The sequence below is a fragment of the Burkholderia sp. PAMC 26561 genome (assembly GCF_001557535.2).
Lineage (GTDB): Bacteria > Pseudomonadota > Gammaproteobacteria > Burkholderiales > Burkholderiaceae > Caballeronia.
The window spans coordinates 1,434,821-1,456,537 of sequence record NZ_CP014307.1 but is presented as its reverse complement, the minus strand read 5'-3'; the positions used below and the strand labels follow the sequence as shown (position 1 = coordinate 1,456,537).

The 21,717-nt window shown below is 59.1% G+C and carries 27 protein-coding genes and 1 pseudogene; 9 read left to right on the top strand and 19 right to left on the bottom strand.

Going from position 1 to position 21,717, the window contains the following annotated elements:
* Window positions 1-25 precede the first annotated feature (25 nt).
* Both AXG89_RS22280 and AXG89_RS22275 read right to left on the bottom strand, forming a co-directional pair.
* Window positions 26-679 (bottom strand): methionine ABC transporter permease, encoded by a 654-nt coding sequence (locus tag AXG89_RS22280; RefSeq protein WP_062002724.1) that lies wholly within the window; start codon window positions 677-679, stop codon window positions 26-28.
* Window positions 669-1,700, bottom strand: coding sequence for a methionine ABC transporter ATP-binding protein (locus AXG89_RS22275; protein WP_062172435.1), 1,032 nt, complete (start codon window positions 1,698-1,700; stop codon window positions 669-671). Before AXG89_RS22275 ends, AXG89_RS22280 begins: the two co-directional genes overlap by 11 nt.
* Before the next feature lie 328 nt (window positions 1,701-2,028).
* Here AXG89_RS22275 and AXG89_RS22270 point away from each other — a divergent pair, with 328 nt between their 5' ends.
* Window positions 2,029-2,643 carry an NADPH-dependent FMN reductase gene (locus AXG89_RS22270; RefSeq protein ID WP_062172651.1) on the top strand — a complete coding sequence of 205 codons (615 nt, stop codon included), beginning with the start codon at window positions 2,029-2,031 and terminating at the stop codon, window positions 2,641-2,643.
* Here the strand turns inward: AXG89_RS22270 and AXG89_RS22265 are convergent.
* Entirely contained in the window at window positions 2,615-2,746 is a 132-nt protein-coding gene (locus tag AXG89_RS22265) for a helix-turn-helix domain-containing protein (protein ID WP_236873486.1), read from the bottom strand. The genes AXG89_RS22270 and AXG89_RS22265 overlap by 29 nt on opposite strands.
* A gap of 118 nt (window positions 2,747-2,864) precedes the next feature.
* The gene (locus AXG89_RS22260; RefSeq protein WP_062172434.1) at window positions 2,865-3,080 is read right to left on the bottom strand and encodes a hypothetical protein; all 216 of its coding nucleotides are present in this window, start codon (window positions 3,078-3,080) and stop codon (window positions 2,865-2,867) included.
* 287 nt (window positions 3,081-3,367) lie between these two features.
* On the opposite strand from AXG89_RS22260, the gene AXG89_RS22255 reads away from it, so the two are divergent.
* Window positions 3,368-3,583: a hypothetical protein gene (locus tag AXG89_RS22255; RefSeq protein WP_062002721.1), complete on the top strand. Its 216-nt coding sequence runs from the start codon at window positions 3,368-3,370 to the stop codon at window positions 3,581-3,583.
* Between the two features lie 113 nt (window positions 3,584-3,696).
* The gene (locus AXG89_RS22250; RefSeq protein ID WP_062172433.1) at window positions 3,697-4,500 is read left to right on the top strand and encodes a MetQ/NlpA family ABC transporter substrate-binding protein; all 804 of its coding nucleotides are present in this window, start codon (window positions 3,697-3,699) and stop codon (window positions 4,498-4,500) included.
* Window positions 4,501-4,562: 62 nt separating this feature from the next.
* On the opposite strand, the gene AXG89_RS22245 is transcribed toward AXG89_RS22250, so the two are convergent.
* From AXG89_RS22245 to AXG89_RS22225, 5 genes are all read right to left on the bottom strand, one after another.
* Window positions 4,563-4,778, bottom strand: a complete 216-nt coding sequence (locus tag AXG89_RS22245) for a TOBE domain-containing protein (protein ID WP_056365821.1) — start codon at window positions 4,776-4,778, stop codon at window positions 4,563-4,565.
* A 70-nt stretch (window positions 4,779-4,848) separates the two neighbouring features.
* Window positions 4,849-5,688: an ATP-binding cassette domain-containing protein gene (locus AXG89_RS22240; RefSeq protein WP_372237076.1), complete on the bottom strand. Its 840-nt coding sequence runs from the start codon at window positions 5,686-5,688 to the stop codon at window positions 4,849-4,851.
* A complete protein-coding gene (gene ssuC, locus AXG89_RS22235) occupies window positions 5,685-6,476 on the bottom strand; it encodes an aliphatic sulfonate ABC transporter permease SsuC (RefSeq protein WP_062172432.1) in 792 nt (263 codons plus the stop codon). Before ssuC ends, AXG89_RS22240 begins: the two co-directional genes overlap by 4 nt.
* Before the next feature lie 14 nt (window positions 6,477-6,490).
* The gene (ssuD, locus tag AXG89_RS22230) at window positions 6,491-7,639 is read right to left on the bottom strand and encodes an FMNH2-dependent alkanesulfonate monooxygenase (RefSeq protein WP_062002718.1); all 1,149 of its coding nucleotides are present in this window, start codon (window positions 7,637-7,639) and stop codon (window positions 6,491-6,493) included.
* Window positions 7,640-7,900: 261 nt separating this feature from the next.
* Entirely contained in the window at window positions 7,901-8,941 is a 1,041-nt protein-coding gene (locus AXG89_RS22225) for an aliphatic sulfonate ABC transporter substrate-binding protein (protein WP_062172431.1), read from the bottom strand.
* 195 nt (window positions 8,942-9,136) lie between these two features.
* Here AXG89_RS22225 and AXG89_RS22220 point away from each other — a divergent pair, with 195 nt between their 5' ends.
* Window positions 9,137-10,177, top strand: coding sequence for a S1C family serine protease (locus AXG89_RS22220; protein ID WP_062172430.1), 1,041 nt, complete (start codon window positions 9,137-9,139; stop codon window positions 10,175-10,177).
* A gap of 8 nt (window positions 10,178-10,185) precedes the next feature.
* On the opposite strand, the gene AXG89_RS22215 is transcribed toward AXG89_RS22220, so the two are convergent.
* The 5 genes and pseudogenes from AXG89_RS22215 to AXG89_RS22195 form a co-directional block, all read right to left on the bottom strand.
* Window positions 10,186-10,731 carry a cytochrome b gene (locus tag AXG89_RS22215; protein ID WP_062172429.1) on the bottom strand — a complete coding sequence of 182 codons (546 nt, stop codon included), beginning with the start codon at window positions 10,729-10,731 and terminating at the stop codon, window positions 10,186-10,188.
* A pseudogene (locus AXG89_RS22210) lies at window positions 10,677-11,021 on the bottom strand (hypothetical protein); the annotation flags it as partial. The pseudogene AXG89_RS22210 and the gene AXG89_RS22215, both read right to left, overlap by 55 nt.
* Before the next feature lie 12 nt (window positions 11,022-11,033).
* Window positions 11,034-11,888: an anti-sigma factor family protein gene (locus AXG89_RS22205; RefSeq protein WP_062172428.1), complete on the bottom strand. Its 855-nt coding sequence runs from the start codon at window positions 11,886-11,888 to the stop codon at window positions 11,034-11,036.
* A complete protein-coding gene (locus tag AXG89_RS22200) occupies window positions 11,885-12,403 on the bottom strand; it encodes an RNA polymerase sigma factor (RefSeq protein WP_062002713.1) in 519 nt (172 codons plus the stop codon). Before AXG89_RS22200 ends, AXG89_RS22205 begins: the two co-directional genes overlap by 4 nt.
* Before the next feature lie 119 nt (window positions 12,404-12,522).
* Window positions 12,523-13,239, bottom strand: coding sequence for an anti-sigma factor family protein (locus AXG89_RS22195; protein ID WP_069638421.1), 717 nt, complete (start codon window positions 13,237-13,239; stop codon window positions 12,523-12,525).
* Window positions 13,240-13,510: 271 nt separating this feature from the next.
* Here AXG89_RS22195 and AXG89_RS22190 point away from each other — a divergent pair, with 271 nt between their 5' ends.
* The 5 genes from AXG89_RS22190 to AXG89_RS22170 all read left to right on the top strand — a co-directional run bounded on the left by AXG89_RS22190 (window position 13,511) and on the right by AXG89_RS22170 (window position 16,460).
* Complete coding sequence (locus tag AXG89_RS22190) at window positions 13,511-13,777, top strand: DUF4148 domain-containing protein (protein ID WP_062172426.1); 267 nt, start codon at window positions 13,511-13,513, stop codon at window positions 13,775-13,777.
* An 81-nt stretch (window positions 13,778-13,858) separates the two neighbouring features.
* Complete coding sequence (locus tag AXG89_RS22185; RefSeq protein ID WP_062172425.1) at window positions 13,859-14,179, top strand: DUF4148 domain-containing protein; 321 nt, start codon at window positions 13,859-13,861, stop codon at window positions 14,177-14,179.
* Between the two features lie 104 nt (window positions 14,180-14,283).
* A complete protein-coding gene (locus AXG89_RS22180; RefSeq protein WP_062002709.1) occupies window positions 14,284-14,703 on the top strand; it encodes a secondary thiamine-phosphate synthase enzyme YjbQ in 420 nt (139 codons plus the stop codon).
* A gap of 43 nt (window positions 14,704-14,746) precedes the next feature.
* Complete coding sequence (locus AXG89_RS22175; RefSeq protein WP_062002708.1) at window positions 14,747-16,027, top strand: aspartate carbamoyltransferase; 1,281 nt, start codon at window positions 14,747-14,749, stop codon at window positions 16,025-16,027.
* Between the two features lie 94 nt (window positions 16,028-16,121).
* Window positions 16,122-16,460 carry a hypothetical protein gene (locus AXG89_RS22170; RefSeq protein ID WP_062172424.1) on the top strand — a complete coding sequence of 113 codons (339 nt, stop codon included), beginning with the start codon at window positions 16,122-16,124 and terminating at the stop codon, window positions 16,458-16,460.
* Window positions 16,461-16,464: 4 nt separating this feature from the next.
* Here AXG89_RS22170 and AXG89_RS22165 read toward each other — a convergent pair whose 3' ends face one another.
* The 5 genes from AXG89_RS22165 to AXG89_RS42790 form a co-directional block, all read right to left on the bottom strand.
* Window positions 16,465-17,157 (bottom strand): aspartate/glutamate racemase family protein, encoded by a 693-nt coding sequence (locus tag AXG89_RS22165; RefSeq protein ID WP_062172649.1) that lies wholly within the window; start codon window positions 17,155-17,157, stop codon window positions 16,465-16,467.
* Between the two features lie 332 nt (window positions 17,158-17,489).
* Window positions 17,490-17,708, bottom strand: coding sequence for a transposase (locus AXG89_RS43105; protein WP_236873484.1), 219 nt, complete (start codon window positions 17,706-17,708; stop codon window positions 17,490-17,492).
* Window positions 17,709-17,926: 218 nt separating this feature from the next.
* The gene (locus AXG89_RS42270) at window positions 17,927-18,124 is read right to left on the bottom strand and encodes a hypothetical protein (RefSeq protein WP_143325618.1); all 198 of its coding nucleotides are present in this window, start codon (window positions 18,122-18,124) and stop codon (window positions 17,927-17,929) included.
* 74 nt (window positions 18,125-18,198) lie between these two features.
* Window positions 18,199-19,953 carry a ShlB/FhaC/HecB family hemolysin secretion/activation protein gene (locus tag AXG89_RS22155; RefSeq protein ID WP_062172423.1) on the bottom strand — a complete coding sequence of 585 codons (1,755 nt, stop codon included), beginning with the start codon at window positions 19,951-19,953 and terminating at the stop codon, window positions 18,199-18,201.
* Between the two features lie 670 nt (window positions 19,954-20,623).
* Entirely contained in the window at window positions 20,624-21,562 is a 939-nt protein-coding gene (locus AXG89_RS42790) for a hypothetical protein (protein WP_178391896.1), read from the bottom strand.
* Window positions 21,563-21,717: the final 155 nt, after the last annotated feature.

Here is a 21,717-nt window from a genome sequence, read left to right as displayed (position 1 = left end):
TAACCCCTGAGCTTTCTATAAAAATTTATTTATGACTGAGACGACGCACAAGCCAGTCGCCAAATGACTGCACCAGTTGCACGAACACGATCAGGATCACGACCACGGTCAGCATCACTTCCGGCAGGAAGCGCTGATAACCATAACGAATCCCGAGGTCGCCGAGACCGCCGCCACCAATCGCGCCGGCCATCGCCGAATAGCCGACCAGTGACACGAACGTGATGGTCAAACCCGCGACCACGCCCGGCAACGATTCCGGCAACAACACCTTGAACACGATCTGGCTTGTCGTGGCGCCCATTGCCTGTGCTGCTTCAATCAGGCCGCGATCGACTTCGCGCAGCGCGGTTTCGACAAGGCGCGCAACGAACGGTGCAGCCGCGATGGTCAGCGGCACAACGGCCGCCATGGTGCCAATGGACGACCCCACCACCAGCCGGGTGAACGGAATCACGGCAACAAGCAGGATGATAAACGGTGTCGAACGCACTGCATTCACAACGCCGCCCATGACGCGATTCACGCCGAGATTGCGCAGCACGCCGTCGCGGTCAGTAAGGTAAAGCAGCACGCCGAGCGGCAAGCCCAGCGCTGCGCCGACCAGTCCGGAAATGCCCACCATCACGAGCGTCTCCCAGAACGACTGAACGAACATATCGAACATTTCACTCAACATGAGACATCTCCTCCACCACCACACCCTGTTCACGCAAGTACGCTATCGCCTCGGCGACGTTCACCGGCTGGCCGCCCGCGAGCACGGCCAGCGAACCGAACGCCTGGCCCTGGATCTCATCAATCTGCCCGTGCAGGATGTTGAAATCCAGCTCGAAGCGGCGGATGGTCTCGGAGAGGATCGGCTGATCCACGCCGGACCCCGTGAACGCCAGGCGCAGCAAATGACCGCCGGTCTTCAGGCGCTCGGTTACACGCGCTTTCAACGCGGGCGGCAATTCGTGCGCGATGACATCGCCGATCAATGCACGCGTGACTTCGTGATGCGGCTGCATGAAGACTTCGACCACGTTGCCTTCTTCGACCACACGGCCGGCATCGAGCACGGCGACGCGATCGCAGACCTGCTTGATCACATCCATCTGGTGCGTGATCAGGACGATGGTGAGACCAAGTTCCTTGTTGATCTTGCGCAGCAGATCGAGAATCGAGCGGGTTGTTTCAGGGTCGAGCGCGGAAGTGGCTTCATCCGAGAGCAGCACCTTGGGCTTGCTCGCCAGCGCCCGGGCGATACCCACGCGCTGCTTCTGGCCGCCGCTGATCTGCGACGGATAGCGGTCCTTCTGTGTGGTCAGGCCGACCAGATCCAGCAACGGCAGCACGGTCGCCTCGATCTCGCCGCGCTTCATGCCGGCGAGTTCGAGTGGCAACGCGACGTTGTCGAACACGGTCCGCGACGACAGCAAGTTGAAATGCTGGAAAATCATGCCGATGTCGCGGCGAGCCGTGCGCAACTGCGCGGCAGAGAGCGTGGTGAGGTCGTGGCCGTCCACGATCACGCTGCCTTCGCTAGGCCGTGTCAGCAGGTTGATGGTGCGTACCAGCGTACTTTTACCGGCGCCGCTGCGCCCGATGATGCCGAACACTTCGCCCGGCGGTATCGTCAGATTGACGTTATGCAACGCTTCGATCCAGCCTCGTGGCCCCGCGAAACGCTGCGACAGATTGCGAATTTCGATCATGTAAACGAAAAAAAGCGACGAACTCCCCGTTGAGCAACATCGCTCGGGCAAGCCGGCCGCCGTTCATCCCTGGTTCTGGAGAGGCGAAAGTTTAACGTAACCTGCGCCGCCGCCTTAATAATCAATTGCGAAGGGCTAATTACTTAAGCATATGAGCGCCTTGCGGCGCGGCTTTCCGGGCGAGAAATGTGCGCCGAAATACGTAAAACGGATATCGATTCAAGCAAAGCTCGGTTCCATCAGGGAAAATCGGTCGTTAAAATGTTTTAATAATCTGCTGCGTTCGTATGCACAGGCGCAGTCCCGCCGCACTACTGGGAGTATTTCGTTGAAGAGCTTCGAATTTCGCCGCCCGCTCGTGGTTGGCATTGGCGGCACGACCCGCGCGGCTTCATCGACCGAACGCGCCCTTCGCGTTGCCTTGAACGGCGCCGAAGCCGAGGGCGCGCGCACGCGCCTCTTCGGCGGCACGTTCCTGCACAGCCTCCCTCACTACGCGCCCGAACACAAGGAACGCACCGAAGCGCAGATCGAACTGATCGAAGCCGTGCGCGAAGCGGACGCGGTGATCATCGGGACGCCCGGATACCACGGCGGCGTCTCGGGACTCGTCAAGAACGCGCTGGACACGCTGGAAGAACTGCGCGACGACAGACGCCCCTATCTCGACGGCCGGGCGGTCGGCTGCGTGGTGACGGCTTATGGATGGCAAGGCGGCGGCGCAGTGCTGACGTCGCTGCGTTCAATCGTGCATGCGCTGCGCGGCTGGCCGACGCCGTATGGCGCCGCCGTCAATTCGCTGGAAACGCGGTTCGAAACCATCGATACCTGCTCCGATCCAAAGGTCGCCGAGCAGCTCGCAACCGTCGGCCGGCAAGCTGCGCAGTTCGCGCTGGCGTTCAATGCGCGGGAGGCTATTGCGGAACTCGATACTGCGCGTTGATTTTTTGGTTTGCCTGTAGCAATTCAACGCCGAGCACTTTCTCAAGACTCCGGATGCGGCGTGTGACCGCTGGCTGAGTTGTGTCGAGCAGTCGAAAAAGCATGTGCGACCGGCAGCGCACGACCGCAGCAACTGCCTCGATGTCATCTGACTTCAACAAAACCCGTTCCACTCAGGGCACATGAATGTCTGATCATTATTGAAGTTGCACACCGTTTGCGTCAGTCCTTGAACGGCAACTCCGGGGTGAATACGAAAGAATCCACCACATACCCCATATGGAAATAGCCGCTGCATGCACATGACGCAATGCGTTCAAGGTGATACGGCTCACGCGCGGTTTCCCTGGCCTGACTTGCAGCAGCCAATCGCCGTGCATGCCACTTGCGCAGCACGTGGCTGCCCCAGCTCCTGAAAAGGGCTTTCTGTTCGGACATCGCAGTTCTCCTTGAACGCTGGCCGGCGCGGGGCAAACGGGCCACCGCTTTTATAAGGTAGGCGAAACTTAATCGCGCGGATACCATCTTTTATTCATTTCCATATCTGCCGATCATTCGGTAGCCTCGACCGCAAACCCGCGCAAGACCTACGCCACATTTGCTTCTTTCCTATCCCCCTCGGGAACGGCTTTGCTTCTGCCAATTGCTTGGTTCCGTTGGCAGGCGCCGCTGGCTAATCTGGGCACATGCGTTCCATTGCATCGAGTACCGGAGATCAAACAGACATGCATTACAAGGGTTATGAAGTCGCTCCCGCCGCACAGCCGCTGCCCAGCGGATTGTTCGCCGCCAACCTCGTCATTCAGGACGAAGCATCGCTGCAAAAACGCGCCTATGTATTCGACGCACTCGACTACTTCTTCGAATCCGATCTTGCCGTGGCCTACGCGGCGCGCTGGGCGCGCATGTGGATCGATAACCGGCGCCTGCCGCGGGCGTGAAGCAGGTTCTGAAGCATCCTTTCGAATTTGCATAACCACATGAAAACAGATTCTTTCCAACACCGCGCAGGTCGTGAGACGATGCGGCCCTGCTAACCAGAAAGAGTTTCAATATGCATCGTAGAACTATCATTGCAAGCGTCGCGTTCGCCGCGCTTGGCGCCGTATTCGGCACCGCCCACGCTGAAGATGCGCCGCTGCGCATCGGCACCATGAGCGGCCCCGACGCGCAGATCTGGACCGAAGTATCGAAGGTCGCGGCTCGCGAAGGCCTCAAGATCAAGGTGATCGAATTCAACGATTACATTCAACCCAATGCAGCACTCGATGCGGGCGACCTGGACGCAAACGGCTTTCAGCACCAGCCGTTTCTCGACAGCCAGGTCAAGCAGCGCGGCTACAAGATCGTCAACGTGGGCCTGACGTACGTGGCGCCCATGGGTTTCTACTCGAAGAAGATCAAGTCACTGAAGGACTTGCCGCAAGGCGCGAAGGTCGGCATTCAGAACGACCCGTCCAATGGCAATCGCGCACTGTTGCTGCTGCAAAAGAATGGCGTGATCAAGTTGAAGGCAGGCGTGGGCAAGGACGGCGTGAACGCAACGCCGCTCGACGTGGTTGAAAATCCGAAGGGAATCAAACTGGTCGAACTCGATTCGGCGCAGTTGCCGCGCTCGCTGGATGACCTCACCGCTGCGTCCATCAACACGGACTACGCCGTGAAGGCCGGCTTGTCGCCGACCAAGGATGCGATCGCCATTGAAGATCTGAAGGGCCCGTATGCCAACCTGATCGCGGTGCGCGAGAAGGATCGCAATGCGCCCTGGGTCAAGAAGCTGGTGTCGGCGTATGAGTCGCCGGATGTGAAGAACTATATCGATACGCAGTTCAAAGGCTCGATCATTCCGGCGTTCTAGTCAAAGCTGGCGCTGAATAAAAAGGGGCGAACCTTGGTTCGCCCCTTTTGCATTTGGATCCTTTAGAGCCGAGCAATCGATACTTCGGTAGACTTCACGAATGCGATGACTTCACTGCCGACCTTCAATTCGAGTTCATCGACTGAACGAGTCGTGATCACCGACGTCACGATGCCGTGTGGCGTCTCTACATCCACCTCGGATACCACCGACCCGCGGATGATCTCCTTGATGTGACCTTTGAACTGGTTGCGTACGTTGATTGCTGTGATGCCCATGTGATGCTCCCTGTTTGAGTGAGTCATGCCGGGGCCGGTCGACATCGGCAAAGGGTGATGAGTACGGTGTCTAGCTGACCTGCGCGCCGTGCTTCAGCACACGCGACAGAACCTGCTCTTCCAGCTCCGCGAAACCCTCTGCCGTGCGCGAACGAGGACGCGCGAGCGAGATGGCGGCATCGAAGGAAATCTTGCCCTCTTCGATAAGCACGATGCGCTCGCCCAATGCCACAGCCTCCTGCACATCGTGCGTAACCAGCAACGCAGTAAAGCCATGCTCGCGCCACAGACGCTCGATCAACGCGTGCATCTCAATGCGCGTCAAGGCGTCCAGCGCTCCAAGCGGTTCATCCAGCAACAGTAGGTCCGGCCGATGCACGAGCGCGCGAGCAAGCGCCACACGCTGGCGCTGACCGCCCGAAAGTTGCGCAGGCCAGTCGCCTTCACGCGCGCTCAAACCGACTTCGGCCAGCGTCGCGCGTGCGTCCTCACGCGACGATTTCGGCAAGCCGAGCATCACGTTTTGCAGCACGCTTTTCCACGGCAGCAGGCGCGCGTCCTGGAACATGATGCGGGTCTGCAATTCGCTCGCACCCTCTGCCGCGTTACGGCTCACCACGCCGCCGGTCGCTTTCTCGAGCCCGGCGATAAGGCGCAGCAGCGTGGACTTGCCGCAGCCGCTGCGTCCGACTATCGATACAAAGCTGCCACGCTCGATAGCAAAATCAAAATTGGAGAGAACTTTGCGCGCGCCGAAATGTTTGTCGACGCCCTGAAGCGCGACGGCCATGTCCGCAGGATTCGAACGCGGCGAAGGCGACGGCGGTGTGCGTTCACGCGTGATGACGCGCGGTTCGTCGTTGGCAAACGCAACGCTATCCGATGAAAGCGATGAAAGAACTGATGTCACGATTTTGCTCCCTTCTGATACGCAGGATGCCAGCGCAGCGTGGCGCGCTCGATGGATTTGGCGAGCATGTCGGCAAGCTTTCCGAGCAGCGCGTAGAGCAGGATGCCGACCACCACCACGTCCGTCTGCAGGAACTCGCGGGCGTTCATCGTCATATAGCCGATACCCGATTGCGCCGAGATGGTTTCCGCCACGATCAGCATCACCCACATGAGGCCGAACGCAAAACGCACGCCGACGAGAATGGACGGCAACGCCCCCGGTAATATCACGTCGCGATACAACGCGAAACCTGTAAGCCCGTAGCTGCGCGCCATTTCGATCAGGTCGGCATCGACGGAACGAATACCGTGATACGTATTCGTGTAGACCGGAAAGAACACGCCGAGCGCAACCAGAAACAGCTTGGCTTCCTCGCCAATGCCGAACCACAGGATCACCAGCGGGATCATTGCAAGCGCGGGGATGTTGCGGATCATCTGCACGGTCGAGTCGAGCGCAACCTCAGCCGGTTTGAAGAGACCTGTCCCCAGCCCGAGCACGAAACCGATACCGCCGCCGATCGCAAAACCGGTCAATGCACGCCATGCGCTGACCTTCACGTTCGCCCACATGTCGCCCGACTGGATCAGCTCCCACGCGGCCTTGACGACTGCCAGCGGCTCGGGCAAGACACGCGACGACAAGCCGCCGGTTCGCGCTGCAAGCTCCCATGCAACCAGGATCAGGATAGGCACGAGCCAGGGCGCTGCCTGCATGCCTGCGCGTCGAAGAAATGATCCGTTCATTGTGATTCCCCGTTTCAGCTCTGCGATGCACGCGGCAAATACGACGTGCCCACGATTTCGCCAAAGGGTCCCGACAACGGGCCCGACGCGGGCTCTTTCTGCTCGCGCGGCAACAGCGGGAACACGAGTTCTGCAAAGCGATACGACTCCTCCAGATGCGGATAGCCGGACAAGATGAACGTATCGATACCCAGCGCCGCGTATTCTTTCATCAGGCCCGCAACCTGCTCCGGATTGCCGACGAGCGCCGTGCCCGCGCCACCGCGCACGAGTCCGACGCCGGCCCACAAGTGCGGATAGACTTCGAGCTTGTCGCGCTGGCCGCCATGCAACGCAGCCATGCGACGCTGGCCTTCGGAATCCATCTTTGCAAACGATGCCTGTGCGCGCTGGATGGTTTCATCGTCGAGCTTGCTGATGAGCTTGTCCGCGTCCGCCCACGCTTCTTGTTCCGTCTCGCGCACGATCACATGCAGGCGAATTCCGAACTTGATCTTGCGGCCTTTGTCGGCTGCGCGGCGGCGAATATCGTTGATCTTCTTTTCGACTTCGGCCGGCGGTTCGCCCCACGTCAGGTACGTGTCGATATGATCGGCCGCAATCTCGTGCGCGGCAGGCGACGAGCCGCCGAACCACAGCGGCGGGTGCGCTTTCTGCACCGGCGGATAAAGCACCTTGCCGCCCTTCGACGACAAATGCTTGCCTTCGTAATCGATTGAACCGCCTTCATGCGACGACTCGAGCAAACCACGCCAGATGCTCAGGAATTCGTCCGTGACTTCATAGCGCGTGTCGTGGTCGTTGAACACACCGTCGCCTGCCAACTCGACCGGATCACCGCCCGTCACCACGTTGATCAGCAACCGTCCATGCGACAAGCGATCGAACGTCGACGCCATGCGAGCTGACAACCCCGGCGAACTCAGGCCCGGGCGGATCGCCACCAGAAATTTGAGGCGCTTGGTCGCGGGAATCAGGCTCGACGCCACGACCCATGCGTCTTCGCACGAGCGGCCCGTGGGCAGCAGGACGCCTTCGTAGCCGAGCGTGTCGGCGGCTACCGCGATCTGGCGGAAGTAGTCATAGTCCGCGGCGCGAGCGCCTTGCGTCGTACCGAGATAACGGCTGTCGCCGTGTGTCGGAATGAACCAGAAAACATTCATTGTCGTGCTCCTGCCTTGCGAGTTGAGTCGAGCTTCAGCGCCCGTTCCGATAAATCATCTTATCGACGCACACTTTTCCCATGAACGATTTATTTGAGCTAAGGTTCTCGCCAATTCTGCTTATGCGTCTCAAGTGATGCCGTAGCGATGGGTTGCCTGGCGACGGAAGCGAACTGAATGGCACGTTCACTTGAAGCGAAACCGCCGGCAGATGCGGGCGGTTTCGGTTTCTGGAAACTCGCATTGACGATCAGTGATGCGCTAAGGCTGCTTGGCGGTATCCCCGGCGGCGACCGTATTGGCCGAAGTCGCGGTATTCGCTGCAACGGCCTTGCGCGATGCAAAGTCCCAGACGAGTGCGCTCGTGGTATCGACGGGTTTCGGCAAGAGCTTCGCCTGATAGAAGCTGTCGGATATAGCTTGCTGCTCGCCGAAGTTCTTCGCGACCACTGCGCGGACCGCATAGGTACGACGCGAGTTGGCGCGTTCGACCGTCGCCTGATCGAGTCCCCACACCGGCGCGAGGATCTTCGCTGCGTCTTGCGGATGCGCCTTCGTCCAGACACCGGCCTCGACCAGTTGCTTGAAGACGATATCGACGATCTGCGGATACTTCTGCGCGAATGGCGCCGATGCCAGGTAATAGCGCTGATAAGACGCGAGGCCATCGCCACGCATCAAAATGCGTGCGCCCGCATCGAGTTCCACCGAAGCCACATACGGGTCCCATGCAAACCATGCGTCCACGTCGTTGCGCTCGAAAGCGGCACGTGCATCGGCGGGCGCGAGGTAACTGATCTTGACGTCGGCAGGGGTCAGCTTCGCCCGTGCGAGCGCGGACAGCAGCAGATAGTGAACGCCGGCTGCCTTGGTGACGGCGATGCGTTTGCCTTTCAGGTCGGCGAGCGAATGAATGGGTGCATCGCGATGAACGATCACTGCCTGCGCCGAGGGCGACGGCGTTTCCTGCGCGACATAGACGAAGTTGGCATTTGCAGCTTGCGCGAAGACCGGAACCGTGTCGGCGACGTCGGCGCTGAAGTCGACAGCGTCTGCATTAAGCGCTTCCGTCAGCGGCAACCCGCTTGCAAACTCGCTCCACTCTATGCGCACATTCAGCGGCGCGACCGCCTTTTCGAGGGTCCCGCGCGCCTTGAGGATTGCGATCAGCGTGGAGGATTTCTGGTAGCCGATCCGCAGTTTTACCGGCGTTCCCGACGGCGTTTGCGCAACCGCGTTGATGGCAGTGGAAGCCAGTAACGCCATCGCAAAACAGGCGACAAGGCGATGAAGGATTTTCATGGAAATGGAAGCGGAGCAAGGGAGAGAAGCCAGCCAACCATGTTAGCAACGCACCCGCGCACGACTAAACGATCATTGCTGATATCGATTGCATTGAAAGTGCTGATGGGACGGGTCAAGCTCACCCGCTTTGGCGCCGCTTGAAATCAGCGGCGTTACCCCGCATCTGAAGGTCCATTTATCCGGAGCACGATCATGGGAAGCCGTCCCCAATTTATCGATGATCTTTCGCGCGGCGCCGCCGAGGCCGCCGCCCTCTCGACTCCCCTTGGCGACGAAGCGCTGCTCGACGCCTATTCGCGCACGGTCATCGGCGCGCTGGAGCGCGTGCAGCAAGCAGTGGCATTCATCTCGGTCGAACGGCGCATGCCCGGGAGCGCCAACGCACGCAATCCGCGCGGCTCACAGGGTGGAACGGGTTCAGGCTTTATTTTCACGCCCGACGGTTATCTGCTGACGAATAGCCATGTCGTGCATGGCGCCACGCAGATTCGCGTCACGCTCGCCGACGGCGGAACGTTCGATGCCGACCTCGTCGGCGACGATCCCGACAGCGACCTCGCCGTGCTGCGCATCGGTTCTGCCGAAGCATTGCCGCACGTGGAACTCGGCGAATCGGGCAAGCTCCGCGTCGGGCAAATCGCGATTGCCGTGGGCAACCCGCTCGGCCTCGCGCAGACGGTGACGACCGGCGTTGTCTCGGCGCTCGGACGTTCCTTGCGATCCAACTCCGGACGCATGATCTACGACGTGATCCAGACCGATGCAGCGCTGAATCCCGGCAATTCGGGCGGCCCGCTGATCAACTCGGCCGGTCAGGTGATCGGCGTGAATACGGCGATCATTGCGGGCGCGCAGGCAATCTCGTTCGCCACGGCAATCGATACCGCCAAGTGGGTCATCATGCAGCTCTTCGCGCATGGACGCGTGCGGCGCGCGTATATCGGCGTGGCGGGTACGACGTCGCCCATCTCTCGGCGCGTGCAACGCTATTTTGAGTTGCCGTCGGCGAGCGGCGTGCACGTGATGGAAGTTGTGAAAGCAAGTCCTGCTGCAACAGGCGGATTGCGCACCGGCGACAGGATCGTTGCTATCGACACGCTGCCTGTGGACAGCGTCGACAGCTTGCAGCGGACGCTGGACGCAACGCGGATCGACCGCGTGGTGAATGTCACTGTGCTGCGCGGCACGCAGAAGCTCGAGCTGGAGGTGACGCCGGTGGAACAGGCGGCGTGATCATTACGTTAGAGGCCGCGGCGGCCTCTCGCCATGCTCGAAAACACGCCATCGCGTTTGATCAATCCGTGGAACATCGCAGCGCCCAGATGCGCGAGGAAGGTCGCGAACAACAACAGCGCGAGGACCGTGTGCGCGGAACGCAAGAACGTGTAGAGGCGCACGCCTTGCGGCGCGATCGGCGGCAGATAAAGCGCTCCGGCCAGATGAATCGGAAACCCTCCGGCTGACAGCATCGACCAGCCGACCAGCGGCATTGCGAACAGCAATGCATAAAAGACCCAGTGCGAAAGATGGGCGATGTGCTGCTGCCAACGCGGCATGTCATTGGGTAAAGGCGGTGTGCGATGCGTCAATCGAACGATGAACCGCAGGAGCACGAGCACGAGAATCGCGATGCCAAGCGGCTGGTGGACTGCCAGCAGCGTCTCATGCCACGACGACAACGTGGCGACCATCCCCACGCCGATATACAACATCGCTATGACAAGCGGCGCCATCAGCCAGTGGAAGAACCGGGCGGCGGGACTGAAATGTTTATCTGCGACGCGCATTGAATGTTCCGTGTCGATGCTTGAGCGAATGCCGGGCCATGCGCTTCCTCACGCGTGCGGCGATTATAAGAGACGGCATAAGCCGACGAGCGCGCGGCCAATAGCGGATCGTCGGACGGCCTGGGACCGGCGGGAAGGATGGTCGGATCGTAGTTGATGTCGCGGCAATAGCCGTCGGATTGCGGTGTCTCGCGCTCGATCACCAGCGTGCCTGCATCGATGTTTGGGCGGTCGTCGGGCCATCGCTTGGCGATAATCAGCACGAGGTGCCGGCGCAATGCGCCGGCACCTTCGGAAGCGTTTTATTGCGTGGAGGTCTGCGGCTTTACATCGCCCATCTGGGTCAGTTGAGAATAGACGTCGTGCGAAAGCTCGAGCAATACCTTCCGGTCGATCGCGCCTGATACCGCATAACCGAAGTCGCCATCGATCCAGTAGAACACGTTCACCGAGCCGTCCTGGTAAAGCTTGAACGCAGTCGTATCCGAACTGATCTTCCTGTGCGAGATGCACAGCGTGATGCGTTCGCCCTTTGCGTCGTGGTACATGAACTGCGCGACCGGACCATCGTCACCGGGCAAAAGACGGCCGCCCATCAGTTCGAAGCCGACGCGCGTCAGGATCGGCGGACGCACATCCGTACCAAGCCGCTTCGATACCCACGTCACCAGTTCCTGCTCGCGATCCGCCCCGACTTCGACCGGCCGCATCACTTCGGGTGCATACATCACGTGCGCAACGGCGGATTGACGCGCGAACTGCTCACCCGGCGTAAAGCTCGCGCGCTCCACGTGAACGCCACCACCGCTGCCGGGCATCAGCGCACGGCCTCCGACGTTGCCCATCATGCCGCCCACGCCAATGCCCACGCCTATGACAAGCGCCGCCGCCATGCCGGCGAATTGCGGCCAGTTGGCGGCATCGCGCCAGCGTTTGCGTTCGGGCGGCAACAGCCGTTGCGGCACGGGCTCGCTCAACACGCGGTCATAGCGGTCATGGAACATGCTGTTCAGCGAGAAGTAATCGCTGATCTTGGTGGCGAGCGCTTCGTCGTGTTCCAGCAGCCGATCGATTTCCTCGCGACGGTGCTCCGCCAGCGACCCGTCCACATATGCGTGGATTTCGTCTTCGGTAATCGGTGTTTGTTGTTCGCTCATCGCACCACCTGTAATTTTGCGCCGGGTTGGGCGCCTGCCATCAGCGCGCGCAATCTCTCACGCCCGCGCGATAAACGCGACATGACGGTCCCGATCGGGATTTCCAGCGCTTGCGCAACATCCGCGTAGCTCATTTCTTCCAGTCCCACGAGCAGCACGACCTGACGCTGATCGAGCGGCAAGCGCTGCAAAGCGAAGTCCAGATCGCGCATTTCAAGCGACTGCGTCTGCGTACCGGCGACCGCGAATTCACGCTCGTTTATGTTCTCGTCATCGACTGAGACATGCACCGCTTTTACCCCGGCGCGACGGGCCTGATTCGCGAACACGTTATGCATGATCGTGAAAAGCCACGCGCGCATGTCCGTGCCGGTCTGGAACTTCTCCGTATGGCGGAGCGCGCGTTCAAGCGTGTCCTGTACCAGATCGTCGGCGAGATCGCGGTTGTTGATCAGCGCCCGCGCATATCGGCGTAATCGCGGCACATGTTCCATTAACTCGTCACGGACGCCCATGGGCCTTCCTCATTTTGTAAGCTTATGCGGACGCTGGACCTGAAACGCCGCTGCGAATAATGGGCTAACACCACGGGTCGCGGGTTATTCCCGTCATCCGGCTTTTTTATGCGTTGAGTTCAATTGCCCGTCATCAGATCCGCAGCGCGCATCAGCCCGCGCGTGTTTGCACGACCCGCCAACACGTAGCGCCTGCCGCCCGCAGTCCAAGCCAGCAAACGCGTCTCGCCTACCCGATTTGCTTTCCACTGCGGTTGCGGTTTTGCCATGATGCCGGGCGCGATCAGCATGACAGCGGCCTCGCCCATCGCGTTCCGATACACATATTCGGTTGCCGATGCCAACGGGCCCACCGGCATTTCGCGTCTCGCAGTCGGGTGAAAGCCTACGACGTACAGGTTCGGCGCATCCGCCAAAGCCTTCGCCGAGCTTACATAACCGCTCGCGCCGGTCGCCATGTCCTGCACCGCGACCGCCTGTTCGAGCGCCATGATCGATGCATTATCGAGCGCAGAATCGGAGATGTCGAATGCGAACAGTCCGCCCGCCACCAGCACCAGCGCAGCGAAGGCGGCTATCAAATACGCGCTGATACGGCGCTTCGATACCCACGGTGCGGATCTGGGCAGCGACGCTTCGTCCATGGGTTCATGAAAGGCACTCTGCATTTGCTGGTTGATCCGCCCATAGAAAGCGACCCGCTGCGCCTCATCGGGACGGTCTTTCAAATAGCTTTGAACGCTGGCAGCGCGCACCGGATCGAGCATGCCGTCGGCGTAAGCCTGGACGTCGGACTCTGAGAGCCGGGGTTCCGAAGGTGGTTTTACTATGGACATGATCGATTCGAGTTGCTGTCGGTATGGAGGCGAACACCGTTTCATGCGCTTTATTCCGTCTGCACATTGTTTCAGGTTTCGCGCCAAAACAGCCGCCTAACTGAAAACAAAAGCGTCCCTGACCGCGTAAACACCATCCATTGCAGCTTATTCCACTCGTATTCAAATTTTTTTCCGGCAAAAAATAATCCGCTTTGTCGGGAATATCCCTGCCCCTTCCGGGGTTCTCTCCAGTACACACCGCAACGAAACACATCTACTGGAGAAGAACATGAAAGCCCTCGCCATCGCCCTCGTAGCTATCGCGACAATCGCTTCAGCCAATGCATTTGCGCAAACCAAGACCCGCGCCGAGCTCTATCAGGAACTGATCCAGGCACAGAAAGACGGCCGCGACTTCGTGACGGATACCTCGTACCCCGATGTCAATCCGATCTTCGCGCACCAGCTAGAACAACAGAAGACGCGTCTTGCTCAAGAGCAATCGAACACCACAGTGGCAAGCACGCCCCCGGCAAACGCAAGCGAAGCAAACTGAAAGTCCCGCAACGAAGTACCACGCAACATCCGTAGCAACCTGGCAAATACATCGGATCACTAATTATTTATTGAGGTCATCATGAACAAATTCCTTATCTCCGCATTGGTTCTTTCATCGGCATTGGCTGCACCGGCTCTCGCGTTTGCCCAGAGCAACGCTCCAGTGACGCGCGCACAGGTCAAGGCCGAACTCGTTCAGCTCGAAAAGGCCGGCTACAGCCCCGGCGGCGAAAACGTCAATTACCCGCAGGATATCCAGGCCGCCGAACAGAAAGTCTGGTCGCAACAAGGCGCGGCGGCAATGTCGTATGGATCGTCCACCGGCAGCATGTCGGCATCGGGCGCACGCGCTGACCATGCGCCGGATCAAGCAACGCAACCGATCTACTTCGGCCATTGAGCGAATGAGCGGCCTCGCCTGTGCCACTCTGCATGAGCCGGTAAACTCCGGAGGCAAGCGCGACGACTTTCCTGCGTCGCGCACTTTCCTCTGGAGACATCCGCATGAAACAGGCGCTCCACCATCTGGGCGTGACCACGCGCACGCGCGGTCTGCACGAAATCACCCGCGACATTCGCAGCTGGATTGACCAGCAAGGCATCCAGACCGGGCTGCTGACAGTGTTCCTCCGACATACATCGGCGTCACTGCTGATACAGGAAAACGCCGATCCCGACGTGCGCACCGACCTCGAACAATTCTTCGCGGACATTGCGCCGGAAGAGCCGGGCCGTTATGTACACGACGCGGAAGGCCCCGACGACATGCCCGCGCATCTTAGAACGGCGCTCACCCAAGTCCAGCTTTCCATACCGGTGAGCGCGGGCCGCATGGTTCTCGGCACCTGGCAGGGCATCTACCTGTTCGAACACCGCCGCGTTTCACATAGACGCGAGGTCGTGTTGCACCTTTTCGGCGAGTGATTTAATATACGCAGCGCGTATATAACCCCCGGGAGCGTCCGACATGCATCTGCAACAACAAACTCTGCTTCGGGACGCCATGCGGCGGCTCAACATGACGCGCGATGCATTTGCAAACCGGATTGGCGTGGCGCGACGGGCACTGGATACATGGCTGCTTCCGGACGAATCCGCTGAATCGCGCGCCATGCCGGAGATCGCCAGCCGCTACGTCATGGAGATCCTGGAGCGAACGCCCACTGACGATGAGTATACGCAACGCGTACAGTCACCTTCCATTCTGCACGAGGGACGACCGCACCTGCTTTCCGTCGATCAGTTTTCGCGCGATTCCGTCGAAGCGCTGTTCCGGGTCGCGGACACCATGCAACCCATCGCGCGGCGTCAAAAAATCACGCGCGTCCTGGAAGGCGCAGTGCTCGCGAACCTGTTTTTCGAAGCCAGCACCCGCACACGTGTGAGTTTCGGCGCGGCGTTCTGCCGGCTGGGCGGTTCGGTATGCGACACGACGGGCTTCACCTTTTCATCGATGGCAAAAGGCGAGTCCATCTATGACACCAGCCGCGTGATCAGCGGCTATGCGGACGCGCTCGTCGTGCGCCATCCCGAGAAAGGATCGGTGGCTGAATTCGCACGCGCGACCAACGTTCCCGTGATCAACGCAGGCGATGGCCCCGGCGAGCATCCGAGCCAGGCGCTGCTCGATCTCTACACGGTCCAGCGCGAGTTTTCACGCGTGGGGAAGATTGTCGACGGCTCGCATATCGCAATGGTCGGCGACCTCAAATACGGCCGCACCGTGCATTCGCTCGCGAAGCTGCTGGCGCTGTATCGCGGACTGAAATTTACGTTGATCTCGCCGGCATCGCTCGAAATGCCCACGTCCATCCTCGATCAGATCACGCGCGGCGATCATGTGGTCGAGCAGACGAGCGACCTGCACGCAGGTCTCAAAGGCGCGGACGTGGTGTATGCAACGCGCATTCAGAAAGAGCGCTTCGCCGATGAATCCATCGAAGGTTACACGCCTGATTTCCAGATCAATCAGGCCCTGGTCGAAAGCGTGTGCGGGCCTGACACGTTGATCATGCACCCGCTGCCGCGTGACGGCCGTCCCGGCGCCAACGATCTCAGCGTCGACCTCAACCACGATCCGAGGCTTGCGATCTTCCGTCAAACGGATAACGGCATCCCCGTGCGCATGGCGATTTTCGCGGTGTTGCTCGGCGTGGAAGGACAGGTCCAGCACTCGATGCGCGATGCTGCTTGGCGAGCACCCGCGTATATCGGTCCTGACGATGCGGTCTTCAACGGCATCGACTAAGCAATTTATACGGCGACGCCGGAAATCTTGACGCGTTGTTTACGCGCAAAAAGATACGCTGCAAGTCATCCCGAACAGAGGAGCTTGCAGCGTCATGAACCTTGTACTCGAAAGAATCGTTGGCCCGGCGAACAACAATAATTCGGCGGAACGCGAAAGCACTGCCGCGCCCTGTGTTTCGCGCGTTCATTTGTCGGCGGTACTGCGCAGCAAGCAGGATGAGGCGGCGCGTGAGCGCATTCGCCGCCTCTTTCATTCGCCGCTCGGCGTGTACGTGAGCCAGGCTTCGCGCGATCACGACGACCTCCGCCTTGTATTCGACGTCGCCATGGAAGACCTCGACTTCACCGTGCGTACCTTACATCAGGTTCTGCCCGAGGCCGTGATCGAGGCCGTCCGTCCGCGCGTATTTACGCACAGGCGCGAGCACTAAGGCATTACGCGAGCGAGAAGTTGACGGCAGCGCGGGCGTGGAGCGTGGTGGTATCGAGCAGAGGGACAGGGCTGTCCTCGGCTTTTACCAGCAGCATGATTTCCGTACATCCCAGTACGATTGCTTCGGCGCCGCGTGCTGCCAGCCCGTGAATGACATCGCGATAAAGCTTGCGGGATTCTTCCGTCACGATCCCAAGACACAACTCGCGATAAATGATGTCGTGAACGGTCGCCTGCTCTGCGGTATCGGGGACGATTGTCGCAATGCCGTGCCGTTCTTCAAGCCGGTCACGGAAAAAACTTTCGCGCATTGAAAACGCCGTGCCGATAAACCCGACTTTGCGAATGCCGCGCCTTTGCGCTTCAATACCCGTCGGGTCCACGATATGCAAAAACGGCACGGACACCGCAGCGGCAACCTGCTGCGCGACGAGATGCATGGTGTTCGTGCAAAGCACGATGCAATGCGCCCCGCCCGCTTCCAGATGGCGCGCGGCCTCGCTGAGCCGGATGCCTGCAATTTTCCATTGTCCGTCGCGTTGAAGGCCTTCAATAGGCGCGAAATTCACGCTATGGAGCAGCACTTGCGCCGAGTTCAGTCCGCCGAGCCGGGTGCGCACATCCTGGTTGATCAGCCGATAATATTCAGCGGTCGATTCCCAACTCATCCCGCCGATCATGCCTATGGTTCGCATCGTGGTCATGCTGCTGCCCTGCCGTTCTGTTTGTCGAACCGACATAGTGCAGCGAAGCGCGGCGCGCGGCTAGGGCAAAATTTCGAGACATATCGCGGGTTCAGGCTAGGGCGTGTTGCGAATCAGCAGGTCCAGATGAAAGCAGCGGAGAGCGCTACGAATGATGAGAAGCGTTCGGAGAGCTTGTCGTAGCGAGTAGCCATGCGGCGGAATTGTTTGATGCGACAAAAAACAGTTCGACCAGATTTCGAGAGGCATACAAATGTCCATCCAAAGGACGGTGTTCAAGACGATTCGTGCGACTGGGGTAACAGCTTGAATGCCTGCCGATTTTAGATGCTGCAGGATTGCGTTCGAATCGTAGGCTTTGTCGGCAGCCGGACTGTCGTACTGTCGATGAAGACTTCTTCAAGGTCAGCGGTGCCTGCAAGCTTGGCGAGTACCGCATGCCATATTTGCGCCCGAGACCATCTTGCAAAACGTTGGTACACGCTATTCCACGGTCCGAAATCAGGCGGGAAATCACTCCATGGGCTGCCAGTGCGTGCGATTCATGGCACGGCCTCAACAGACAGCCGATTAGCTCCTGCGGTCCGACCAGGATCGGTAGGCCTGCTTGGCAGCAAAGGGGCGATCCGCTCGTGTTGGTCATCGCTGAGCATCAGTCTTGCCATCCTGTTTTCCGCAAAAGACAGGATATAAACAACTTCCCTTACAAGTTAACAGCCCTCTCCCCGATGATTGTCCACACGCCCTAGTATCACTGGTATCACGTTGCCTCATTACTGGAATTGGGCGTTTCTAACACCGACCAGCGCCGTTTGCGTTTTACGATGACCGGCTTGGCTGTTTCACGTAGTTCGTACTTCACGGGGTGCTCGTGATTGGGATTAGTCGCTTCACCACAGTGCCTGTCTTCTTTTCGTTCGCCCTCCAGACCGTGAAGATCTGCTACGCGTTCGCTCATCTTAGTTGTGACCGGATCAAGCCTAACGCGCAGGTATCGGCGTCTGTATGGATGATTCACCATATCGAATTTTCTTAGAATTGGGCGATGGCCTGCATGCCGACCGTCACACGCGAGGTAGGGAATCCGCTGGGCTTGTAGAGCGGTGTTCCGACAAACAGGTCATACGAGAGGCCGACGACGCGTGCAGGCAGGCCACCTCGAATGCCGATCACCGCACCCGCCAGTTGTGTCCCTGCGAGAAATGCCGTATTCGGTCCGAAGACGCGCCCGTAGTCGATTCCCGCATATAGCATTTGGCCTGTCTTGAACACCGGCCATTGCAGTTCGTTGCGCCAGAAAAATCCCCTTTCTGCCGCCAGCATCGTTTCACCGTCAAAACCGCGCACCGTGTAGCGACTGCCGATGGTCAAGTCATCGAGGTAGAACAGCGCGTCATTGGTGAACTGCGCGTGCAACGTCGTAACGTAGCGGAAAGTTTGTCTGGCGACGGCGAACGGCACGGACAGGTTCCCATCGAGCACGGCCATGTGAAATCGGTATGTCGGACCGCTGGGAAACGGATCATCTGTCGCGCCGAGGCCACCGATACCGTGACGATACGCGAGGGTTCCATCGAACTGCGATGCGCCAAAGTAGTGACGGTCGGTCAGCCCCGCTTCGATGAACGTGTTGTTGCGGCGTTGCTGCGGTATATCCGTGTCATCAATGAAACTTTGACCGAAGCGCTTTGATAACTGAAACTCCACGCCGAACACGTCGCCTTGACTGCGACTCAGCACGCGCGCCAGTCTGAGCGTCGCCGTTTGCGAATTACCGCTCGATACGAACGTCTGGTTCACGCCCGCGATCTGCTGATAATAGGTGTTGGCGTTGCCGGACAGCGTCGCTATCCAATAACCCCATGGAACGGAGTACGAACCATTAAAGCCGTGCGAACCAAGGGACTTGTTGCCGAACGAGAGGTCCTGATTTGCGCCTACCGTGAAGACGTCGTTCAGGCCGAGCGGGTTATCGATGCCGAGGCTCACGTTGCCTTGCCATTTGCCGGTCGCGTCCGTGCCAGAATTATCGATGGATGCGACGAAGCTCCACGGCTTCGAACGCTTGACGGTCACGACGACGTCGCTTTCGCCAGGATTGCCGGTCGGCTCGATCTTCATGTCCACGTCCTGCGATGCAACGCGCTTCATCTGCTCCAGACCTTGTTCAAGGTCGCGCAAGTCCAGGAGGTCGCCGTCGCGTGCGGGGAATGCGGATCTCAGGGTGCCGCGCGTGTTGGGATCGGCGAAGCGGATCTGGCGCACGACGCCGGGGATGAGGGCGAGTGTGAGCGTGCGTTTCGAGAGGTCCTGCTCGGGCAGCAGAAGCCGCGTGGTCACGTAGCCTCGCGAAAGGATCGTCTGCTGCAGCGCCTTTGCCAGTGTGTCGATACCGGCCTTGCCAATGCATTCGCCCTTGTAGTGGTCGAGCCACTCGCGAGCGAAGGCGAAGGGGTCCAAGGGCAGGGCCGAAGCTCCCTTGCTGTGGATGGTGTCGGGCAGTGTTGTGGGGACATCGAGCCTGAACGTATCGATGCGAAAGCACGGATCTTCCTTTGGCAGAAGCGAGAATCCTTGAGACGTCGGAAGGGTGGAACGTACCGCTGGCGCTTGAACGACTGCATCGCGCTGCTGTGCGGCGCGTTGCTGCTGAATCTGCTGGTTCTGTTCGGCGTTGGCACGGGCGGCAGCGGCTTCGTCGGCGGACGTGGGCGCGTGCTGTGCGTTCGACGCGAGCGATACCAGGGCTGCGAGCGGTAGCACCGCCAGCCTCTTTCGAATTTTCATAAAGGTTTAAGTCAGATGACTAAGGCTACAGTTCGGCGGCGTCGCCGAGTTCGTTTAAGAGGACTGACGTCCCAGAACGGGGGCTGCACAGAATGACTACGCTATCGAGCGATTCGCTGTCTGCATCGAGACCGGCATAGAATTCATCGAAATGTGCAGATGCAGTACCAAAGCAAAGGGCTTGCGCCCGTGTTCCAACGTGTATCGATTGATGCAATCTCCGATCAGTATCCAGATACCGCATGCGGGCTGTTTCAGCTCCATAAAAAATCATACCCTGTTGTTTTTATTCGTATTCATTAGTTTGAACCAAAGCCTAAGCCTCTCGCGCTCGTCGCTTAGCATCCTGCGCTGCGAAGGTTCCATCAACCACGGCGGCTGACTGGATCGTTACATACAGCCTTTCCCGGTTCATTTTTCGACTACCACCCAATACGACTGCGCTCATATAGCCAGACACCAATACCAGATACTAGTGTCGCGAATGGAACCAGCTTGCACCACGCGTAGACTCTAGACGTTGAAGGCCAGAGATACCCGTTGTAGTCATGCATCCAGGCTATCAAAGGCATCCACAAAAGCTCTATAGCTATGGCAAGGATCGCGTACGCAAGAAGGAATATCAGCAGATAGCTCATCAGCGCTTTGATGTCTCGCTGGAAACGTGTACTCATCTTTTCACCGGCAGGTTAGGAATGTTATTGACGCCCGCGTTAGTTGCTTCCGATGCCATTGCGCCAGCTGTTGTTCCACCGATTGAAGGAAGTGCGCTCGGCGGAACATACTTCGAAACTCCGTTACCTACGTCGATCCATTCTGGACGATACCAAGGGTTGATCCTATTGCCGAGGGCGCTTTCGACTTTACCGCCGATGGCATAGCCAGTAACCGTTCCGATGGCTGCTCCAGCCATGTTCATGCTCGGGTTGTCGCCTTTCATTGTCGATCCCGTTAATGCGCCCCCCTTGTTTATTGGCAGTCCAGGTAACAAGCCGGTCCCAAAAGTGAGCGCACCCGTAATGGCGGCCATAACTGAGTCAACCGGATTAACCTGTCCTTCGTTGAAGACGTATTGAGCACCACTACTTACGGCTGCTCCTATGCCACCACCTGTCAGCGCCCCCAAAGCCGAAGGCAACCCACCAGCAACAACCCCACCCAAAGCGATCATTCCCGCGCCCGCAATCGCTGTGCTGACCGGATTATTCTTCACGTTGTTCGTCACTAGCTCGTTATATGTCTGACCAGTGCCAATCTGTTTCTGCCCCGCGTTATACGCCGACTGATTGCCCGTGATGTACTGACTGTTGTAGTCGTGGTTCGCGTAGTTCGGGTCGGTCTTGTAGCCGTCGCAGTTCAGGTTCTGGCATCCGATGATGCTGCGCACTTCGTAATAATGCCGTCCCCCGGACTGCGACGCCGTTTGCTGATCCGAGTTACTCAATATCTCTGCCACAATTCGGCCTTCCGCTTCTTGCACACTGATCCCGAGCGCCTTGGCAACGATCGATGCATCCTTCTTCGCCATTGCATACTCGTCGGGGTGGAGCATTCGATTGTAGCGGTCAGTTTTGCGGGTCTTGTTTCGCATATTCTCGAACAGCTCCACGGCCATTCCAAACCGAAATCCCGCCTGCTATGGCAAGGCTGCACGTCAGGACCGGATAAAGGTTTGGTTGCGCAGCTATCGACAGTGCAGCAGCGCCTGCGTTGATCAGGAATGCACATAGTGCAACGCGCCAGACCAGTCGCGTGGGCGTATTC